At 40.4% G+C, this 19,282-nt stretch carries 18 protein-coding genes; 11 read left to right on the top strand and 7 right to left on the bottom strand.

Translation table 11 applies throughout. The annotated features are described in order from the left end of the window. The first annotated feature begins 323 nt into the window (after positions 1–323). The 3 genes from QZZ23_RS13800 (at position 324) to QZZ23_RS13790 (ending at position 1,979) form a co-directional block, all read left to right on the top strand. Positions 324–797 carry a flavodoxin family protein gene (locus QZZ23_RS13800; RefSeq protein ID WP_292471257.1) on the top strand — a complete coding sequence of 158 codons (474 nt, stop codon included), beginning with the start codon at positions 324–326 and terminating at the stop codon, positions 795–797. 68 nt (positions 798–865) lie between these two features. Beyond that, entirely contained in the window at positions 866–1,060 is a 195-nt protein-coding gene (locus QZZ23_RS13795; protein ID WP_292471255.1) for a hypothetical protein, read from the top strand. Between the two features lie 172 nt (positions 1,061–1,232). After that, positions 1,233–1,979: a class I SAM-dependent methyltransferase gene (locus tag QZZ23_RS13790; RefSeq protein ID WP_292471252.1), complete on the top strand. Its 747-nt coding sequence runs from the start codon at positions 1,233–1,235 to the stop codon at positions 1,977–1,979. Positions 1,980–2,163: 184 nt separating this feature from the next. Here QZZ23_RS13790 and QZZ23_RS13785 read toward each other — a convergent pair whose 3' ends face one another. Beyond that, on the bottom strand, positions 2,164–2,802 hold the full coding sequence (locus tag QZZ23_RS13785) for a hypothetical protein (RefSeq protein ID WP_292471250.1): 639 nt from the start codon (positions 2,800–2,802) through the stop codon (positions 2,164–2,166). Positions 2,803–3,469: 667 nt separating this feature from the next. Here QZZ23_RS13785 and QZZ23_RS13780 point away from each other — a divergent pair. Next, positions 3,470–3,718: a hypothetical protein gene (locus QZZ23_RS13780; RefSeq protein ID WP_292471247.1), complete on the top strand. Its 249-nt coding sequence runs from the start codon at positions 3,470–3,472 to the stop codon at positions 3,716–3,718. A 346-nt stretch (positions 3,719–4,064) separates the two neighbouring features. Here QZZ23_RS13780 and QZZ23_RS13775 read toward each other — a convergent pair whose 3' ends face one another. Next, positions 4,065–7,112: an FAD-binding and (Fe-S)-binding domain-containing protein gene (locus tag QZZ23_RS13775; protein WP_292471244.1), complete on the bottom strand. Its 3,048-nt coding sequence runs from the start codon at positions 7,110–7,112 to the stop codon at positions 4,065–4,067. A 216-nt stretch (positions 7,113–7,328) separates the two neighbouring features. Here QZZ23_RS13775 and pyk point away from each other — a divergent pair, with 216 nt between their 5' ends. From pyk to QZZ23_RS13760, 3 genes are all read left to right on the top strand, one after another. Beyond that, complete coding sequence (gene pyk, locus QZZ23_RS13770; protein ID WP_292471242.1) at positions 7,329–8,768, top strand: pyruvate kinase; 1,440 nt, start codon at positions 7,329–7,331, stop codon at positions 8,766–8,768. A gap of 105 nt (positions 8,769–8,873) precedes the next feature. Beyond that, positions 8,874–10,586 (top strand): sensor histidine kinase, encoded by a 1,713-nt coding sequence (locus QZZ23_RS13765; protein ID WP_292471239.1) that lies wholly within the window; start codon positions 8,874–8,876, stop codon positions 10,584–10,586. A 285-nt stretch (positions 10,587–10,871) separates the two neighbouring features. Beyond that, on the top strand, positions 10,872–12,512 hold the full coding sequence (locus QZZ23_RS13760; RefSeq protein ID WP_292471236.1) for a sensor histidine kinase: 1,641 nt from the start codon (positions 10,872–10,874) through the stop codon (positions 12,510–12,512). Between the two features lie 2 nt (positions 12,513–12,514). On the opposite strand, the gene QZZ23_RS13755 is transcribed toward QZZ23_RS13760, so the two are convergent. The 4 genes from QZZ23_RS13755 to QZZ23_RS13740 form a co-directional block, all read right to left on the bottom strand. After that, positions 12,515–13,495 (bottom strand): formylmethanofuran dehydrogenase, encoded by a 981-nt coding sequence (locus QZZ23_RS13755; RefSeq protein WP_292471234.1) that lies wholly within the window; start codon positions 13,493–13,495, stop codon positions 12,515–12,517. A gap of 4 nt (positions 13,496–13,499) precedes the next feature. Next, complete coding sequence (locus tag QZZ23_RS13750; RefSeq protein WP_292471231.1) at positions 13,500–13,868, bottom strand: 4Fe-4S dicluster-binding protein; 369 nt, start codon at positions 13,866–13,868, stop codon at positions 13,500–13,502. A 17-nt stretch (positions 13,869–13,885) separates the two neighbouring features. Continuing rightward, entirely contained in the window at positions 13,886–14,191 is a 306-nt protein-coding gene (locus tag QZZ23_RS13745; RefSeq protein WP_366931363.1) for a CGGC domain-containing protein, read from the bottom strand. A gap of 120 nt (positions 14,192–14,311) precedes the next feature. Beyond that, a complete protein-coding gene (locus tag QZZ23_RS13740; protein ID WP_292471228.1) occupies positions 14,312–14,971 on the bottom strand; it encodes an NAD(P)/FAD-dependent oxidoreductase in 660 nt (219 codons plus the stop codon). Positions 14,972–15,063: 92 nt separating this feature from the next. Between QZZ23_RS13740 and QZZ23_RS13735 the strand changes: the two genes are divergently transcribed. The 4 genes from QZZ23_RS13735 to QZZ23_RS13720 all read left to right on the top strand — a co-directional run bounded on the left by QZZ23_RS13735 (position 15,064) and on the right by QZZ23_RS13720 (position 18,078). Next, entirely contained in the window at positions 15,064–15,420 is a 357-nt protein-coding gene (locus QZZ23_RS13735; protein ID WP_292471225.1) for a helix-turn-helix domain-containing protein, read from the top strand. An 87-nt stretch (positions 15,421–15,507) separates the two neighbouring features. Then, the gene (locus tag QZZ23_RS13730; RefSeq protein WP_292471223.1) at positions 15,508–15,693 is read left to right on the top strand and encodes a PspC domain-containing protein; all 186 of its coding nucleotides are present in this window, start codon (positions 15,508–15,510) and stop codon (positions 15,691–15,693) included. A 350-nt stretch (positions 15,694–16,043) separates the two neighbouring features. After that, on the top strand, positions 16,044–16,712 hold the full coding sequence (locus QZZ23_RS13725) for a YbhB/YbcL family Raf kinase inhibitor-like protein (RefSeq protein ID WP_292471220.1): 669 nt from the start codon (positions 16,044–16,046) through the stop codon (positions 16,710–16,712). A 40-nt stretch (positions 16,713–16,752) separates the two neighbouring features. Beyond that, positions 16,753–18,078 carry a glycerate kinase gene (locus QZZ23_RS13720; protein ID WP_292471218.1) on the top strand — a complete coding sequence of 442 codons (1,326 nt, stop codon included), beginning with the start codon at positions 16,753–16,755 and terminating at the stop codon, positions 18,076–18,078. On the opposite strand, the gene QZZ23_RS13715 is transcribed toward QZZ23_RS13720, so the two are convergent. Next, entirely contained in the window at positions 18,075–18,917 is an 843-nt protein-coding gene (locus tag QZZ23_RS13715) for a TatD family hydrolase (RefSeq protein ID WP_292471216.1), read from the bottom strand. The genes QZZ23_RS13720 and QZZ23_RS13715 overlap by 4 nt on opposite strands. Positions 18,918–19,282: the final 365 nt, after the last annotated feature.

Below are 19,282 nucleotides of genomic sequence, written 5' to 3'. Positions count from 1 at the left end.
TTTTAATTTCATCAATTTTGCTTGATTATATTTTTTCCACATCTACAACAATAACAATATTATCCAGTAAAAATAAAAAAAAGTCCATGTAAGATGGTGATTAATCTCTCCACGGCAGAAGTGCCCAAATTAATGTCCCATGTTTTCCTTATCTTCTTTCTACTCCCCTGAAACACCATCCAATCAAAACCCTCACCAAGGTTATTTTTTTGTATCAAACAAGATTCACTACAGTTTCCTAACGCTTAGCTATATAAATCTATAGTAGATACACTAAATCATCAAAAAACAGAGGTATCTACATGAAAACACTCGTAACATAAATGACCCAGACAGGGAATACACAGAAAATAGCAGAAGCCATTTACGGCGAACTCGAAGGCGAGAAAGATATCAAACCAATAGGTGAAGTTACAGACCTTGAAGGATATGACCTTGCCTTCATAGGTTTCCCCGTGCTTCAGTTCGATGTTCCTGCAAATGTAAAGACATTTTTATCCGGGAAAACATCAGGTAAGAACATTGCCACATTCATGACTCACGCTGTGCCTGAAGGATTTGAGGCTATACACTCATGGACAGGTTCCTGCGCCCAGGCTGCAGAAGGTGCAAACATTCTTGGTACATTTGACTGTCAGGGAGAGCTTGCCCAGCCAGTGATTGACATGCTGCTCAAGGCAGATGACCCTCAGATGAAAGCATTCGGTGAGATGGGTCCATCTACAAAGGGACAGCCTGACGAATCCTGTGTACAGAAAGCAAAAGCATTCGCAAAGGAAGTACAGGCTAAATTATAATAACCTGTCTAACTTATCTTTATCTGGAAAAACGTCAGACAAGTCTAAACAAACGGAGGGGATAATTTATGACAGACCAGAAGAAAGCTCCTGTATTCTGTGAGAAATACTGTCTTGTATGCAAAGGTGCACGTGCAGGTAACGGTTTATGCAAGGCTATACAGAACCTTGAACTTAAGATATTCGGGAAAAAAGGTTGTCCATGGGGCAAGGCAAGAACAGAACACTACGGTGTCACGCCTGATAAGCCGATTAAGAAATAATGTATTAATAAAAGGCAAACCAGCCTTTTATATCTCTTTTTCTAATTCGATTTTATTTGATAATACTTTGTCGTACTGTTCCATACCTTGCTGATGCATGTAGGTTTTAAAAAACACAATCATTATCGCAGTACCACAACAGATTTAAGTAAGATTTTTCTCATAAATATTTATGAGTGAATCACCTATTTTTGAGATATTTGACGGTTTACCCAGACAGGGTCCTGGCAGTAATGAATGTACTGAAAAAGCCTTTAATTTGCTTTCTTCCCTTCCTGCAGGAAGTAAAATCCTTGACATTGGTTGTGGTGTGGGTATGCAGACAATACATCTTGCGAAGATCTGCAACGACTGTCACATCACTGCAACTGACATTTACCAGCCTTTTCTGGACAAACTGATGGGAAATGCGATTAAAGAAGGAGTAGACGACAGGATTACCACAGTTTGTGCCTCCATGGATGACCTGCCATTTGAAGCGGGAGAATTCGACATCATCTGGGCTGAAGGCTCTATTTTTGTCATTGGTTTTGAAAAAGGACTTAGCTACTGGAAACAGTTTCTTAAAAGTGGGGGTTATATGGCAGTGACAGAGAACACATGGTTCACGGATGAACCTTCTCCGGAAGTGCTTCAGTTCTGGCAGGAGATATATCCCGGTATCATGAACATACCTGACACTGAAAAAGTTATCACGGCAGTAGGATATGATATCATTGAGCATTTTAAATTGCCAGTTTCTGTCTGGTATGATTTTTATTCCAATCTGGAAAAAAGAGTTGATGACATCAGTGATAACTATAAAGGAAACACCGAAGCAGAAATGATAATTGAGTTTAACAGAAAAGAGATAAAGCTCTTCAGAGAACGCCCGGATGAATATGGTTATGCATTCTATATTTTTCAGAAGAATATCTAATATTGTATATGGGGTGGCTATTTGCTATAAAAAGCAGGTCACATCCGAATACAAATCGTTTTTAATTTAATTTTTTGCCCTACCATTCGTTCCCATTTGAGCGATTCGTCAACCGCATTTTTCCCAGTCTGTCAAGTAAAGGAAGAATATTTTATTTTAAGGCTGAAATGTGAGGAGTAGGAGTCTAAGTTAAAGTTGTGTTAATAAATGCAGCTATTACTGACCAACCATTAATGGCATCTGCGAGTAAAGCAATAAAAATTAATAAGGCAATAATGTATTGCCATTGTTTTTTAGCTACTTTAGAAGCTATTCTAAATGCTTGGTTTATTTTGTTTTTGTTTATAAAAAAAATGTATTGGCTTTGAATTATGTCTGTTATGGGATCAACCATATTCTTTTGATATCTAAAACAGTTCATGAATACTTGGTATATTTTTTCATTATTGACCTCGATTGTTTGGTCAGATAAATTTATGTGGCGATTGATTATTTTATTGTATTCATTGAAAGCGTTACGCCAGCTTGGGTTATATACTTCTATTAATGGTTTACTATTTTCATACCATGATGCATATTTATCAAGTATCTCTTTTTGTAAGGTTAACATTTCCATAGAAAGTTTGCCCCATGTATAATAATTAGAATACGTGGTTGGATTTTTATTAATATCGCCATCTAATGAATATATATGGTTGCCAGTTGAGATTACTTGCCTTTTGTTTTCGATTGGAACCGATAAGAAGAACTTTTTAGATAAATCTATTATTTCTTTTGCTTCTAAATTGAGTTCATCAATTGATTCTAAATCTTTTTTAGACATTCTACACATCCATCATAATGAGTAAACATAAAATATCTAATGATTCAATAGGTTAAATCTTATGCATTCAATCATTTTACAATATGATTAAACATCAAAATTGCCATTTTTTCAATATATATATTTGCAGACTATTGTCTAAATTAATAACATTTAGATTAACGACATTTATGTTTGATATTCCGTACAAAAATCAAGTTGTCTAACCGCCAAATAAAGGTAAACCTTCTAACAGCATTGTTATAAAAATTTTCTATCTTTAAGAAATATCGGTTTACTGCAAGCCTGCAAAGGCGAAGGACGGTTTTTTCCTATTATGCTGACTAATCGGAAATTTTGAACAAGCAAAAAACAGACTATTATGGTATCACACCTCCAGTCAAATCCAAAAAAGCAATCTATTAATGTTAAATAAGAAATTGACACTGCTCTAAAGCAATGTATGGGTTATTTATTTGTTTAACTGAAAATGTCTGCAGAATTAATCAAGTTTCCCTAATTTTCTTAACTTGTCTAGGCATGGGATTGAAAATTGATGGGTATCTACGACTTTAGCCTTCAGTTACATTTTCTAATAATTAATCTCAAAACCAATAATATATTTTTAAATACTATGTATATTATTTAAGTTATGTAATATGGTATGTATATAATTGGAGGTTTCAATTTGCTAAACATAATATTATTTTTAGAAAATAATATAGTCGCTATATTTGCTTTTATTGTGTCTTTGATAGCATTGTATTTTTCTACAAAACAGTTTTCTCTCCAAAATAAACCGATTCTATATTTTGAGAGGAAATATTCAAGAGAAAACGATGGTTATAAAGAAGTTATGTATGTTGAAAATATTGGCAAAGGTCCTGCATATGATATAAAATATAATCTTGAATATATGGATTCAGTAAATTCCTGAGCATTTATACGAAGAGCACGTAAATCCAGAAGGTGAATCTCAAACAAAACAATTAATTCCGAATTCTAAAAAGGTGATATTTAAATATCGTTCAACTGACGCTCCTTCTGGGGATAATCTTTTGAAAAATATAACCTATAAAGATATAAGCGGTAAATTAATTAAACAAGATGATACCTATCTTTCAGATACAAAATAATAAGATTTTTTGAAAAAGTACTTGGATCACATGTTCTTCATTTCTTATAGTATCTCAATGCCATTGCAGATATTTAATTATCTGGTACTTTTTAAATTAGTTCTCCACATTAATAAGAAAAAAGAAGGCCATATCGGCCTTTTATTCTCAGTTCGCCTTAATATACGCTATCATCTTCGGTGTCAGCAGAGGTATGATCTGCGGAAGCATGTTAGGCAAAAGATTACCCATTGCATCCGGCATGAGGTCTGGCATCTGCTCCTTCATGTAATCTGGCATTGGAACCCTCTTCTCGACAGCCTTTAGCATCTTTGGCATGACCTTTGGCATCAAAGAAGGCATGAGCATAGGCATCATTATCGGCATCATTGGCTTCATAAGAACATCCATACCCGGTACATATTTTACCGTCTTCATCATAGCCTGCATGTATGAAGGCATGGCACCGATCATATCAGGCAGCAGTTCCACCATCATCTCGGTCATATTCTCCGGTTCCATCAGCTCAATCATCTTTTCGAAGGTCGCCCATGCTACAAGAGCATCATTATTCGTATCCGGCAGGTCATATCCAAGACTGCGTGCCGCCAGTGCTCCAAGGTCCTCTATCTTTATATCGACATTATTATCCCTTGCAGCAACCCTGAACTGAACAAGGCAGCATGGACAAAGTGCCGCCATGATGTCAGCATCCTGGTCAACAGCCTCCTGCAAACGGACATTTCCAATCTTACTGGCCACTTTCGGCTCGTCGATAAGCGTCACAACAGAACCACAGCAGAGTGCCTTCTCACGGTTGTGTTCCATCTCCTTGAACTTCACTCCAGGAATTGCTTTCAGCAATTCTCGTGGTGGCTCGTATACTCCTGCACCGGCTCTTCCCAGGTGGCATGAATCATGCCATGCAATAGTCTTGTTCAGAGGTATCTTGAACTTTGGTTTCAATACATCAAGTTTATCCACGAGCACTTCAGAATAGTGCTTTGCTTCGATGTCAAATTCCATTCCGAGTTTCTCGGCCCACTGAGGATAGATAGTCCTCCACATAAGCAGACAGGCAGGACAGGAGGTAACAACTGTCTTTGCACCTATCTTCTGCATGTTGGCAATGTTCATTTTCAGGATTCTCTCGAACACATCCCATTTTCCGGCAACTAGCATTGGAATTCCACAACACGATTCCTTATCACCAAGATATGCGAACTCGATACCTGCTTCATCCAGCAAGCGAACGGTACCTATTGCCACGTCCTTTTCCACAAAGGATGCAGTACATCCGGCAAAGTATGCAATCTCCGCCTTGTCCTTGAGTTTTGCCCTGATATCATCAGGCAGCCACTTGTCCCTGTCTACTCTGTAGTTTGCCCAGATATTCCTTTCCTTATCCAGACTTTGTGCCATGATCTCAAATGGTGGGATTGTCATCATGCCTCTCTTCTGGACGAAGTTCTCCCTGAGTGTCATCCATGAACGCTCGATAGGCAGGTCAAGCTGGCAGTTATGGTCACACATCTCACATGTGGTACAGGCAAGGAAAGTATCCACTTGCTCCTGGTCTAGTTTCATTTTTCCGTCAAGGTATTCCTTGATAAAGAACCACTTGCCACGTGGTGACTGTGATTCCCAGCCACGACCGTAATACTGGTCACACTCGTTAACACAGTATCCACACTGAGCGCAGGTGTAAGCATGAGATATAATGTCTCCTGGCAGTCCTTTCTCCTCTTTGAACTCCTGGTTGCCAACTCCTGACATATTACCCACCATACGGGCCATAGGTTCGAACACCTTTGCAAGGGAAAGTCCGGTATTAATCATGGACTTACCTGTCATCGTCTCAGGGTTCATGATGTCATCAGGATCGATCTGCTTCCTGAAAGCCTGAATGGCCTTAAAGCGATCCTTATACACTTTTTCTGCCTGACTTGCAAAGTAAAGACCGGAAGCGTATATCCTTCCACCATTTTCCTCTGCTATTTTTACAATACTCAGTGCAAGCGGAAATGCAAGATTATACTTGAATGATCTTTCTGAGTGTGGCATGAAACAGAGCATAATAGCCTCGTCGCCCTTTGTCACCATACCCTCAACAAGAACTGGAAGGCCGATCTTCTTCTCGATTTCGTTGAACATCGTGTCGATCTTGTCAACCGGCACAACAACCTCAGCCGGGATGAATGAAGGGCCAAGTCTCTTGACCTTCATGGACCTGAACCATTCCTGTGTCTCATGCTCAGCGATCTCATCAGAAAGCTTCTCTCCTCCTGCTTCTTTGATCACACTCTCAAGGGCACTGACATCTCTTGATTTGGGATAGGCGAAGTTGCATATGTAGGAAAGTGGTAATTCCGGTCTGTGTTCCTCGATCGTCTCTCCGTAATGTGTTTTGTACGGGGACTTGTTCTTCATCTCAGCCCACTGAGGATTCAGGAAGGAGATTGCCCATATAGGGATTTTCTTCTCACCGACCATCTTAATGGCTCTCTTCATGGAGGATGCATCAGGGAACTTAGCTGAAATTGCAGCAGTTTTTTCGAATTTCCTCAGTTTAAGTGTGACCTGCGTGATTATTCCGGTAGTGCCCATGGTACCGATGATCTTTCCAAGTTCCTCGCCGGAAAACTCCTTTACTTCACCAGTTGGTAATACCACTCTTGCAGATTCCATGGTGTCTTGTGACCATCCGTATTCGTAACTTCCGTAACCCACACCGTTCTGGGCAAGCCATCCACCAACGGTTGCCGACATCGCACTTGAAGGAACAGCCTGCAATGCAAGTCCTTCCTCGTTGATCTTTGATTCAAGGTCATGCCATACGGCACCTGCACCAACTGTCACCCTGAGATTATCCTTATCAATATCTATGATCTCTCTCATTGGGGTTACATCGGCAACGATACCTCCTTTTGTCGGTATGATGCCACCGTATCCGGAAGAAGCTCCTGCTCTTGGAACTACAGGGATCTTATATTTACGTGCAAAATTGATGAGCTCAACAGCTTTTTCTTCGTTATTTACCTTCACAATGGCAGCAGGCTTTGCCTTTCCTACCATGGTTTTGATAAGGGATGGCAATGCTCCCACATCATGTGTATAAAAGTGGCGTTCCTTGTCTTTGAAGTTTACTCCACTTCCAAAAATATCTGAAAGCTCTTTCTTTTGCTGGTCTGATAGTTCATGAATTGTATTTCCCATTATAAAAACTCCACAAGTTATATTGTTTTTAGTAGATGTTAATGATTTGTACCAAAGATAATGACTATATACGGACTATATATACTGAATTATATACTGCAGAATACGGTTGAATTATGGCAGTTCCGTGTATGTTCCAAAATTGTCCCGGATCTTCCAACACATTCCATACTTATATCTGGAGAAAGTTATAATTACTAACCGGGAGAAGGAAACATGCATTTACCGGATCATAAAACAAAGATTGTATGCACTATCGGACCCGCATCATCTTCAGAGGATGTGTTGCGTGGCCTTATTCTTGAGGGAATGAACGTTGCCAGACTGAATTTTTCTCATGGTGACCTTGATGCTCATCGTGTTATTATCAGGAGAATACGGAAGATCGCTAATGAGCTCAACAGGGTGGTAGCTATCATGGCTGATCTTCCCGGACCCAAGATAAGAGTTGGTGTAATTGAAGATGAGCCAATGATGCTCACGACGGGTTTACATGTCGTACTGACACCAAAGGATGTAGTGGGTAAGGATTTGATAATCCCTGTTCAATATAAACAGATTGCAGAGAGTGTCACACTAGGCAGTCCTATCTATCTTAACGATGGTTTTATCCAGCTTGATTGCAAGGATATTATTGATGGGGATATCCATTGTGATGTCGTTGTAGGGGGTCCGCTCTTTTCCAAAAAAGGTCTCAACCTTCCCGGTTCAAAGATACTGATCAACCCGATAACCGGCAGGGATTTGGAGATCATCGATTTCGGTCTACAGGAGGGCATAAGTATATTCTGTTTGTCCTTCATAGAATCTAAAGATGACATCCTGCTGGTAAGGAACTATGCTGCGAGTAAGGGCAAAGAGGTATTCATAGTTTCGAAGATAGAAAGGGAGGAGGCTGTGAAGAACATCGATTCTATTATGAAAGAGAGCGATGCCATCATGATAGCCCGTGGTGACCTTGGTGTTGAGATCCCTATCCAGAAGGTTCCTATCGTTCAAAAGGATATCATACACAAGGCCAATCTCATGAGCACTCCTGTTATCACAGCAACCCAGATGCTCGAGTCCATGACAGAACACATCAGGCCTACAAGGGCAGAGGCCACAGATGTTGCAAATGCAATAATCGACGGGACAGACGCAGTGATGCTATCTGCCGAGACTGCTGTGGGAAAATTTCCTGTTGAGACGGTCAGAATGATGGCAATGATAGCTCACTCAACGGAAAAGTGGAGGTATCACACTACAATAGGTCTTGAAATGATGAAAAAGGCCATTCAGAGAATGCATCCCACAGTTGAGGATATGATATCCATCCAGGTGAATGATGCTCTGCGGAATCTGCCTGTAAAGTACGTTATTACTCCTACAGTTTCAGGCAAGACACCTCGGCATATCTCACGATTCAGGCCTGGTGTATGGATACTTGCCTTTAGTCGTTATCCGCTTACATGCGAACAGCTTGCAATGCAATATGCTGTTTATCCTGTTCTAGCTCGTCAAAAAGTAGAAGATTGGGAGGAATCTGTAATGGATGCTCTTACAAAATCAGATATGATTGGAGCAGGCGATATGCTGATCCTTACTCAGGGCCAGTCAACAGGATATGGCAAGCCGGGTGGTACTAACCTTTTGAAGTTCATTGAGGTGAAATAGGTTGACAAGTCAGTAACCTTAATATAGGGGGTATGTGCATTTGCATTTGTGTATAATTATTATACAAGTTATATTAGCGCATACTAACAGGGAGTGGAAATCAACATGGGGTCTGGGTATTCAGATACACGGTTAGTGCTTGCTTTTTTGATTCTTAGTTTTGTCTTTCTTCCTGTGGTAAATTGTGAGTCGGATAATTACATAATAGGTGTTCTTTCTGTTCATGGTGAAAAGAATGACACTATTGATCAATGGGCTCCAACTGCAGAGTACCTGACAACTAGTATTCCCAATGAGACTTTTGAAGTAATTCCTCTTGATTATGATGAATTCATCCCTGCAGTAACTAATGAAGATATCGATTTTTACTATGCGAACCCCATTGTCTGCGTTGAACTGGCGCGCCTTCACGGAGCCGGTAGGATAGCAACTTTCCAGCCAATGTGGAACAATTCCTCATATACTGGTTTTGGTGGTGTGATCTTTACAAGGGCTGACAGGGTTGATATCAATTCCTTGCAGGACCTGGAAGGGAGATCTTTCATGGCGGTCAGCGAAGAATCATTCGGTGGTTTCCTGGCGCCTGCAGGAGAATTGAAACATAACGGCATAGATTATAAGACTGATCTTGGCGAACTGACATTTGGCCAGACACATGATAAAGTGGTCCTTGCCATTATCAACGGGGATGTAGATGCTGGTTCGGTCAGGACAGGAACTCTGGAAAGAATGGCTCTTGAGGGTAGCATAGATATTGAAGATATCAAGGTTCTTAATCAGAAGGATTACACGGGTTATCCTTTCCTTGTCAGCACAGACCTTTACGCTGACTGGATGTTTGGAAAGATTGCTTCTACACCGGATGGTATCTCCAATAAGGTATCTATTGCCCTTTTAAGCATGCCTACTGATAGCAATGCTTTTATTGAGCTTGATTCTAATGGATGGTCAGTTCCGGCAAGCTATAGTCCTGTAGATAATCTTATGAAAGAACTCAGGGTTAGCTTATATGTAGATTATGGGAAAGTGTCTCCTACTCAGTTACTCATTCAGTGCTGGTATGTTCTGGTTCTCATACTCATGCTGATATTTCTCATGAAAGTGCATTCACGTTTGACGCTGGAAAAAGCAAAAAAAGCACAACTTGAAGAGTCTAACAGACTTAAGGACCTTTTCACAGACATTATGAGGCATGACCTGATCAATCCTGTAAATATTATAAGAGGATTCAGTGATATCCTTTATATGAATGAAACTAATCTTAAGAAAAAAGAAAATCTGGAGTTGATACGTGATCAGGCTGATCATCTGGCCTCAATGATAGAGTCTACCGCAAAGCTTGCAAAGCTTGAATCCCCTGATGACCTGCAGTTCGAGGTACAGGATATAGGTTCTATACTGTTGGGAGTAGTAGAAAGGTTTTCTTTAGAAATCTCTAAAAAAGAAATTAAACTGGATTTGAACTTCCATGGTGAATATCCGTCCCTCGTGAATGATATTATCGAGGATGTTTTTGTTAATCTTATATCAAATTCTTTGAAATACAGTCCAATGGGCGGTAAGGTCATGGTCGATATTCTCGATGCAGGCGATTCGTGGAAAGTGATGGTCACGGATGAGGGAGATGGTATCCCTGATGAACAAAAGGAATATGTTTTTGAGAGGTTCAAGCGGGTTGATAAAAAAGGTGTAAAAGGAACAGGCCTTGGTCTTGCCATCGTAAAAAGGGTAGTGGAACTCCATAAAGGTGATCTTGGAATTGAGGACAATTCGGACGGCCAAGGTTCCATATTCTGGGTAATGCTTGGCAAAGCATGAAATCAGTTTTTCTTCTTCACAGGTTAAGGAGAATCCAAAAAACTAAAATGGGTTCGATCATTGGATCATCGTTGTAGGGTCATATAAATCTGACAAATATCCTATAAGTATATTAATAATGGGATATTATATATTTATCTATAAATAGTGCGTAATATCTAAATATATACGATCGCATAGATGTTCCGCACTTATGAGGGATGAATGCTGAATAAAAGAAAAATGCGATTTTTTTCCGGATTAATCTTGTTTACAGTCATTCTTAGTTCTATTTTTCTTTCTGTGGTGAGCTGTGAGCCCAACATTTACAAAATTGGTGTTCTTTCTGTTTACGGGGAAAAAGAAAATTCAATTGAATTATGGACACCTACGGCAGATTATCTATCAGAGAGCATTCCAAACTCTGATTTTGAAATCATTCCTCTTGACTATGATGATTTTGTCCTTGCTGTAAGCAATGATGAAATAGATTTTTTCTATGCCAATCCAATGCTCTATGTTGAAATGGAACGAAGCTACGGATCCAGCAGAATTGCAACTTTCCAGCCGATGTGGAATAATTCTTCTTATTTAGGACTTGGTGGTGTGATCTTTACCAGGGCTGACAGAGCTGACATCAATTCTTTGCAGGATATGAAGGGTAAATCCTTCATGGCAGTAAGTGAAAAGTCAGATGGAGGCTTTCTGATTCCCATGGGGGAATTGCTACATGACGGAATTGATTACAGGAGTGATATAGGATCACTGACATTTGGTCATACTCATGACAATGTGGTTCTTGCTATTATTAACGGATATGCGGATGTCGGTACAGTAGGAACCGGAACCCTAGAGAAAATGGTTCTCGAAGGCAAAATAGATATGGAGGATGTTAAAGTCCTTAACCAGAAAGAATATGAGAATTATCCTCTTCTGGTGAGTACCGATATTTATCCTGACTGGGCTTTTGCAAAGACGAGTTTTACACCGGATGATATTTCCAAAGAGGTTTCTATAGCCCTCTTGATGCTGCCTTCAAATAGTACTGCAGCAATGGATCTTGATTCAACCGGCTGGGCAGTTCCGGAAGATTACAGTTCCATAGATAACCTGATGAGAGATCTCAGGATTGGTCCATACATAAATTATGGAATGGTTCCCCTCGCTGAAGTATTCATACAACACTGGTATGTTTTTGCTCTCATCTTTATGCTCTTTGTGACTGTGGAGGTCCATTCACGTTTAATGGTGGAGAGGGAGAAGAAGTTAAAGCTTGAGGCTTCAAACAAACTCAAAGATTTGTTTACAGACATCATGAGGCATGACCTGTTGAATCCTGCAAGTGTTATCAAAGGATTCGGTAATGTGTTGTATGTGGAAGAAACAGATGATGAGAAAAAAAGGAAGCTTCAGAGGATAAATGATCATACGGACCATCTTATATCAATGATAGGTTCTGCTGCAAAGCTTGCAAAACTTGAATCATACGAAGAACTGGAATTTGAAGTAAAGGATGTTGGTGCAATACTAAGGATGGTTGCCGACAGATTTTCTCCGGATTTTGCAGTAAAGGATATCAAACCTGTATTTAATCTGAAAGGTGAATACCTTTCAAGTGTGAATGCTACAATAGAGGATGTATTTTCCAATTTGATCTCCAATGCTCTAAAATATAGTCCTTCTGGTACAACTATAAGGTTTGAAATTGTTTCAATGGATAAGAACTGGAAAATAAAGGTAGCAGACCAGGGAGACGGCATTTCTGATGAAAATAAAATACATATTTTTGAGAGATTCAAAAGAGCTGACAAAAAAGGTATCAAAGGAAGTGGTCTTGGCCTCGCTATTGTTAAAAGGGTAGTTGATATTCACAATGGAAGCGTTGGCGTTGAAGACAATCCAAATGGGAAGGGCTCTGTTTTCTGGGTAATGCTCAAAAAAGCGTAGTTTCAGTCTATCTTACGCATAACAATGGAACCATCACGCATGTGGACTTCTGCATATTTCTGTTTTTCCTCTTCTGGCTCGTACTTGTTGTAGAGCATTGATTCAACTCTTCCGGCACCCATCAGTTCTCTCATAAGCGCGCTATCCTCTCTTTTCATTCTGGACTTTGCAGCAGGAGGGTTTGTTTTGGCCTTATTCTTTGAGTATATAGAACCACCTTCCATTCCTGCACCAATGAAGCCCTTAGCACCTAGAAATATGAGTTTTCCATCTTTCATATAAGCACCGGCAAATTCTCCCACATCTCCATGGACCACGATAGTTCCTCCATTAAGATGTGAACCAGTGTTCATACCTGCATTTCCGTTCACGATAACAATAGCTTTTTTTGCCAGTATTCCTGTTCCGTTATATGCATCGCCTTCTATGATGACCTTCGCATCATATGGGCACCTGGCAGCAACAGTACCTCTGGGTATGCCATCCTTAAGGATCAGTGTTCTTTCCTTTTCATTAAAGTCGTTGCCAATGAGCTTGGCTTCTCCTGCACCATTACAGAGGATATCTGTTATTGAGCGAAATTTTCGATAACTATGGACATCAGATTCAAGTTCAACTAGGTTACCTATCGGATATTCGATGTTGCCTTTTATATACAGGATTCCAGAGACCATGCCCATACCGGCTTCAGGGCCTACATCTCCCTGAATGAATATTTTTCCTGTTTTCTCTGCTTCTCCGTTTCCTCCGAAGTGCTTCAGGTCTGCTCCCATGCTGTAGGCAAAGTTCTTTGCCACATTGCCTTTGATACGAACCTCGCCACCTGCCTTTAGTTCATTAACGAGTTCTCTGTATGTCAATTCAGTATCCTTCTGGGATGGTATCAGTGAATCGGGATCAAGGCTTTTGTTATGCCAATAAAAATTGAAAGTGTAGTCGCAGAGGTAGTCTGCATTCTTGCTAAGTTCAATCTCAATTACCATTATTTCATCCGTGGATAAGTTTTGGAAGACATCTTGTGCAAACCCAGAGGCTTTCCATATTATGCCTTACAGGCATCAGGTAATTATCCTGCTCTCCGCAGCCGCAACTGAAACAGTGAATTGAAATATCTGTCTTCTTTGGCTGTGATTCGGCTTTTCTCAGGTCAAAGGGAATAGCATCTCTTTTTTCGATGGTGATTGCGCCTTCAGGACAAACTCCTATGCAGAATCCCATACCATCGCAGAGATCTTCTGAAACGACCTTTGCCTTTCCATTGATTATCTTTATGGCTCCTTCAGCACACGGAGACACACATTTACCACATCCGGTACATTTTTCCTCATCTATTTTAACTATCATTCTCTGGCCCATGTTTTTATCTCCGTTTGTTAGTGATGTGTTCCTTCTACAAGCTTAATTCCTGCATTTTCAACTGTTCTCTTTATCTCATCGATGTGTGGACATTTTGGATAGTTCTCCATTTGCATGCAGGAACTCAGATGTATAACATCCACTCCACGCTTCTTCAGTGATTTCAACAGACGGTATATCCTGCGACCGGAGCATCCACCGCATGTGAAAAAAGCAACCATCTCTGTATTTTGCTCATAATCACTAAAGTTCATGGTCTTCTTATTGAATGCCATAAAGCATCCTACGCCCGGACATGCTTCCGAGACTATGTCGCACCTTATTACTGCAATTCTGGTGGCCGGTTTAACATCTTCGATGATAACAACTCCGTTTTTAAGGAATCTTCTAAATAAGAAAAGCAGGAGGAACTACCCCCTAAAGAAAGATATTCTTGTATGAATTTATAGGCCAACTTCTGCTTTGAATTTGTCGAGTCCGATATCTTCGATAACTCTTCCAAGGCGGTGTTTTGAACCGTGTGCTTTTGTGAAGGTTATGATCTTCTCTACAAGTGCCATAACTTCATCTTCTGAAAGTTCATCTGCAATTACGTCAGCAAGTCTTGGTTTAATTGCTGCATTTCCGCCAACCATGACTGTGAAGCCTTTTGGTGTTCCCATGACACCTATATCTTTAATTGCAGGTTCTGAACATGAGTTTGCACATCCGGAAACAGCCATCTTGAATTTGCATGGAAGTTCCATTCCGTGGTATTTCTCGTCGAGTTTAAGGCCAAGTCCGACAGCATCTTGCTGTCCACGCTTGCAGAATGTTGTACCTGGGCAAATCTTTACACTTCTGACACAAAGTCCAATAGCTGCACCTGGTTTAACACCAAGGTCTTTCCATGCGCTGTCTATATCTTCTTCTTTCAATCCTACAATAGCAATTCTCTGAGATGAAGTTACTTTAAGGGTTGCAGCTTCATATTTTGCAGCAACTTCTGCTATTTTACTAAGTGTTTCTGCTGAAACAATTCCGCCAGGGAGGTGCGGTGCGATTGCATATGTTTCCTGGTCTCTCTGTAGGATTGCTCCCTTTTCAAGTAAATCTTTTGCCATATTGGTAACTCCTTTCTTCCAAAATTCTTTTCTGGATAATAGGTATATTATGGATACTCACTTATATATTGGGTGGTTTCCTATTAGATACTATGAAAGATTGTACTATTTACAAAACGGTCGATATTATCGGCAAAAAATGGTCTTTATGTATTTTACACGAGTTGTATAAGGGGGAAAACAAGCAGAAACGGTTCAATGAGCTTAAGAGTAAATTGCAGGATGTGACTCCTAAAACCCTTTCCGCAAGATTGAAAGAACTGGAAGAGCATGGCCTCGTTGATAAGAAGGTAGATGCTTCTATATTCCCTATCAAATCTGAATATTCTCTGACAGAAAGCGGGGAGGAATTCCTGCATGTTTTGCAGAATGTCAAGCAATGGGGTCTCAAGTGGCAGTTCGAGAACCCTGAATGTGGTGGCACCAACTGTAAGACCTGCGAACTGTGATAATTCAGATGCCACGGGTCTTATAAATGCATATAAGTACTTTCATATTTTTGCATCACAGATAGGAAACACCATTAAGAGGTAATCATGGATAAACTATTAAGACGTTCAATGAGTGACAGGATGGTCGCAGGAGTTTGCAGTGGTCTTGGAAATTATCTTGGGATCGATCCAGTAGTTATTAGACTGGTCTGGGCATTAGCTACACTCTTTAGTATGGGGACAGGCATTCTTGTATATATGGTCGCATGGATAGTGATTCCTGAAGAATAGGTGCTGGATATTTTGTGTCCATTGGTCTGCTCTTTTCATTTTATCCTTTTTAGATCTCTACAACTAAGTGGGTAATTGAATATTCTGTCTGGTCTAACATCTATTCAATAGAAGACACAGAACAGATCAAGATGGTTCTGGGAATAACACCTCTTTGGTTGTGGATCCTTTTGCTTCTGGTAATTGTTGGCGGGGCTGTGTACTATTTTACAGGTGAAGAAAAAGGAGTAATGATGTATCGATACGGCATTTTTTACATTTTATCAAAATGACTTTTTTTTTGGGAATTTAATATCCCACAAACAACAAACAATAAATAGCCTGCAAATAGTGTATAACGTGTGGGAAATATGTCCGGGGTCAATAGTCCTGATAATAGTTCATGTAAATTTACTAGTCGCAGAAGGCATGCTAGTGCAATGGCCGCAGTGATATTGTTATTATTAGTGACCTTATCATTTTCAGGTTGTGTAGAATCAGGTGAAGAACAACCTGATGAGATGCCGGATGTGTACGAATCTGCTCAGTCCTCTGAAAATTCAGATATTCCTGAAAACACTGCTTCAGATGGTATTTCCATAGGCCAGTTAACTGTGACAAGTCCGGCTTTTGAAAATGGCAACATAATTCCGGAAAAATACACGTGTGATGGGGTGAATATCAATCCGGCTCTTATAATCGGCGATGTTTCCGATGATGTTGTATCACTTTTGTTGATCATGGACGATCCCGATGCGCTTTCCGGTACATTTACACATTGGGTTGTCTGGAACATCGATCCACAAGAGCAGATACCTGAAAATGATGTTATGGGTATTGAAGGTTTAAATGGCGCTGGTATGGCTGCTTATATTGGTCCGTGTCCTCCTTCGGGAACTCACAGGTATTTCTTTAAATTCTATGGACTTGACACGGAATTGGATATTGAAAGTGGCTCTGAAAGGAGTCTTGTGGAAGATGCCATGAATGGTCATATAATTGCCTACGGGGAACTTGTAGGCTTATACAGTCGTTCATGAATGTTTTAAATCCTGTTATACAAAAAATAGATGATGGCATATGGCTGATAAAATGAGAAATGATGCTTATTTGATTATGACAGAGGCGATTGCTGCTGTAGAGCCTTCTTCATGTGTTTACAGAGCTGTTAAAAAGGAAGGCGATAGTGTTATTATAAATAGCGCTTCCTATGAGCTTTCAAATTATAACAATATATATGTTGTAGCTTTTGGAAAGGCTGCAATATCGATGTCAAAAGCCATCGAAGATATTCTTGGTGCTTCCCTTACAAGTGGCATTGCGGTTACAAAGCATGGGTTTGGCGGAGATCTTGCTAAAATGAAGGTATATGAAGCGGGTCATCCAATACCTGACAACGATAGTATTGCTGCCGGAAAAACAATACATGGGTTTCTTGAAAAGACAGGTCCAAATGACCTGATATTTTTCCTTATATCTGGTGGAGGTTCGGCTCTTGTAACTTATCCGCGCAAAGGTGTATCCATTACTGATGTTGTAAAACTTACTGATGGTCTCATGCGCGCAGGCGCTACAATTGATGAGCTAAACACAATCCGGAAACATTTGTGCGCTGTAAAAGGAGGAGGACTTGCTAAAATGGCTTATCCTTCTGAATCCATTAGTCTTATTCTCTCAGATGTTGTAGGAGATCCATTTGACGTTATCGCTTCCGGTCCAACAGTTCCTGATACTTCTACGTTTGCTGAGTTCAGCGAAATAACTGGAAGGTATAATATCAATTTATCACTTGCTGTTGCCGGATTACTTGAAGATGGTCTGGAAGGTGTAATAGAGGAAACTCCTAAATCAGGAGCAACTGTATTTGAAAAAACATCTCATTATCTTGTCGGCAACAATGCGCTTGCTCTTCATGAGGCACGGACAAAGGCATCTGAACTTGGATATAATACAATGTTCCTTTCATCATCGATCATTGGTGAGGCAAAGGAGGTTGCCAAGGTCTTTGCTGCAATTGCCCGTGAGGAAAGGTTGAGGGAAGACCCCCTGCCACTTCCGGCATGTATTCTTGCTGGTGGTGAAACTACAGTGACCATGAAAGGCAAAGGAGATGGAGGCAGATGCCAGGAGATGGCACTCTCTTTTGGAATAGAAGTATCTGATCTGGAAGGTGTCCTTTTGCTCGCCGCCGGTACGGATGGCAACGATGGAACAACTGACAGTGCAGGAGCTTTTGCTGACGGTGATACCGTTCAGAGGGGAAAGGATCTACAAATAGATGCAAGACATGAGCTGTACACTAATAATTCCCATTATTATTTCAAGGAAACAGGTGATCTTATTGTAACAGGACCTACAGGCACCAATGTAATGGATATTTACATAATCCTGATTGACAGGTTCTAGAGTTCAATATCAACATCATACACCTTTTCCGGATTTTCTTTATGGATCTTCCAGAATGGTTCCTCTCCAAATTTATCTACAAGCTTTAATGTCTTTCTTGGTATTGTTTTTGGTCCAAGTACCGCCCCTGGTCTTTCCGGGTCATCGATGTAGTCGGTTTCCATCATGAAACGGGTTCCCTGCTCAAGTGCTTCCTCAATGGCATCTTTGCCTGCCAGCACTCCGGGGAATATACCCAGCCTTTCACAAACATCCACAAGCGGTGGTGCGTAGTGTTTCACGACTCTGTGAAGTTTGATCCCGGTCTTTTTGGCCCGCTCTGCTATGTCGATAAGTTCTGGCTCACCCACGCTTTCGGTATGTAGCTGGATCGCACAGTCAAGGTCAGCGGCAAGTGTGAATCCGTATTCCATAACTTCATTTGAAGCGTCCCATACTTCCGGGCTTACCGGGTAATGCGGTCGTCCACTTTTAAGGCCCACTGCAAGTCCTTTTTCCACATATCCTGCTGCGATATCCAGTCCGCCTTTCATGGTTTCCACCGCTTTTTCAAGCTCCATGTACTCCGTGAGCTTTGTTATCTCTGCCGGATGTACTCCAAGTACGGGGAAGGATGTAACGCCTGTTTCATTGATCTGACGTGAGATGTCAACGGTTTCTTCAAAGACTGCGATCTGATCTTCAGGTTTTGTAACTTTGATCCCAAGGGTCCAGCTTGGTTTCATTACAAGAAAAATGTGTGTTCCGCCATTATTCTGGAACTCTTTGACCGCTTTTAGTCCCTTAGCCCGCAGGTCTATGTGCATGTGCTCGTCTGTTATGGGGAAACTTTGTGTCATATATGGATATATGTTACCATTATGTAAAATGATACTGTTGTGAAATTCAAAATTAATGGGTAATTATGTATAAATGGCTTCAATACTAATATGCCCTGATGAATCTAGGAATGTTCTTAAAGCACAGGTATGTCAGGCTCAGTTTGCTTTCGTTGCTTGGGCAGATGATCATTATATCCATTGCTTCTGTTATGTTGTTCTATACAGATGTGTCTTTAGAAAGGGCTATTGTTCTTGTAGTTGTTTTGCTTGGTTTTACCTTTATCTTTTCCGTCACTATTTTAAGGTTATTAAATTTAGCAAAGAGCACAGGGTATATAAATTCGAAATGAATTGCGTATGACTCTGTAAAAACCGTTTTTCAA

The organism is Methanolobus sp. (assembly GCF_016278385.1).
GTDB lineage: Archaea > Halobacteriota > Methanosarcinia > Methanosarcinales > Methanosarcinaceae > Methanolobus.
Note: the sequence above shows the minus strand (reverse complement) of the source record. Positions and strands in the feature narration are given on the sequence as shown.

Excerpts from the sequence above, each read along its gene's own strand:
- QZZ23_RS13765 (WP_292471239.1), top strand. The coding sequence starts at position 8,874 with ATGGGGTCTGGGTATTCAGATACACGGTTAGTGCTTGCTTTTTTGATT.
- QZZ23_RS13790 (WP_292471252.1), top strand. The coding sequence starts at position 1,233 with ATGAGTGAATCACCTATTTTTGAGATATTTGACGGTTTACCCAGACAG.
- QZZ23_RS13730 (WP_292471223.1), top strand. The coding sequence starts at position 15,508 with ATGGATAAACTATTAAGACGTTCAATGAGTGACAGGATGGTCGCAGGA.
- QZZ23_RS13735 (WP_292471225.1), top strand. The coding sequence starts at position 15,064 with ATGAAAGATTGTACTATTTACAAAACGGTCGATATTATCGGCAAAAAA.
- QZZ23_RS13795 (WP_292471255.1), top strand. The coding sequence starts at position 866 with ATGACAGACCAGAAGAAAGCTCCTGTATTCTGTGAGAAATACTGTCTT.
- QZZ23_RS13775 (WP_292471244.1), bottom strand. The coding sequence starts at position 7,112 with ATGGGAAATACAATTCATGAACTATCAGACCAGCAAAAGAAAGAGCTT.
- QZZ23_RS13725 (WP_292471220.1), top strand. The coding sequence starts at position 16,044 with ATGTCCGGGGTCAATAGTCCTGATAATAGTTCATGTAAATTTACTAGT.
- pyk (WP_292471242.1), top strand. The coding sequence starts at position 7,329 with ATGCATTTACCGGATCATAAAACAAAGATTGTATGCACTATCGGACCC.
- QZZ23_RS13740 (WP_292471228.1), bottom strand. The coding sequence starts at position 14,971 with ATGGCAAAAGATTTACTTGAAAAGGGAGCAATCCTACAGAGAGACCAG.
- QZZ23_RS13785 (WP_292471250.1), bottom strand. The coding sequence starts at position 2,802 with ATGTCTAAAAAAGATTTAGAATCAATTGATGAACTCAATTTAGAAGCA.
- QZZ23_RS13755 (WP_292471234.1), bottom strand. The coding sequence starts at position 13,495 with ATGGTAATTGAGATTGAACTTAGCAAGAATGCAGACTACCTCTGCGAC.
- QZZ23_RS13750 (WP_292471231.1), bottom strand. The coding sequence starts at position 13,868 with ATGGGCCAGAGAATGATAGTTAAAATAGATGAGGAAAAATGTACCGGA.
- QZZ23_RS13715 (WP_292471216.1), bottom strand. The coding sequence starts at position 18,917 with ATGACACAAAGTTTCCCCATAACAGACGAGCACATGCACATAGACCTG.
- QZZ23_RS13720 (WP_292471218.1), top strand. The coding sequence starts at position 16,753 with ATGGCTGATAAAATGAGAAATGATGCTTATTTGATTATGACAGAGGCG.
- QZZ23_RS13800 (WP_292471257.1), top strand. The coding sequence starts at position 324 with ATGACCCAGACAGGGAATACACAGAAAATAGCAGAAGCCATTTACGGC.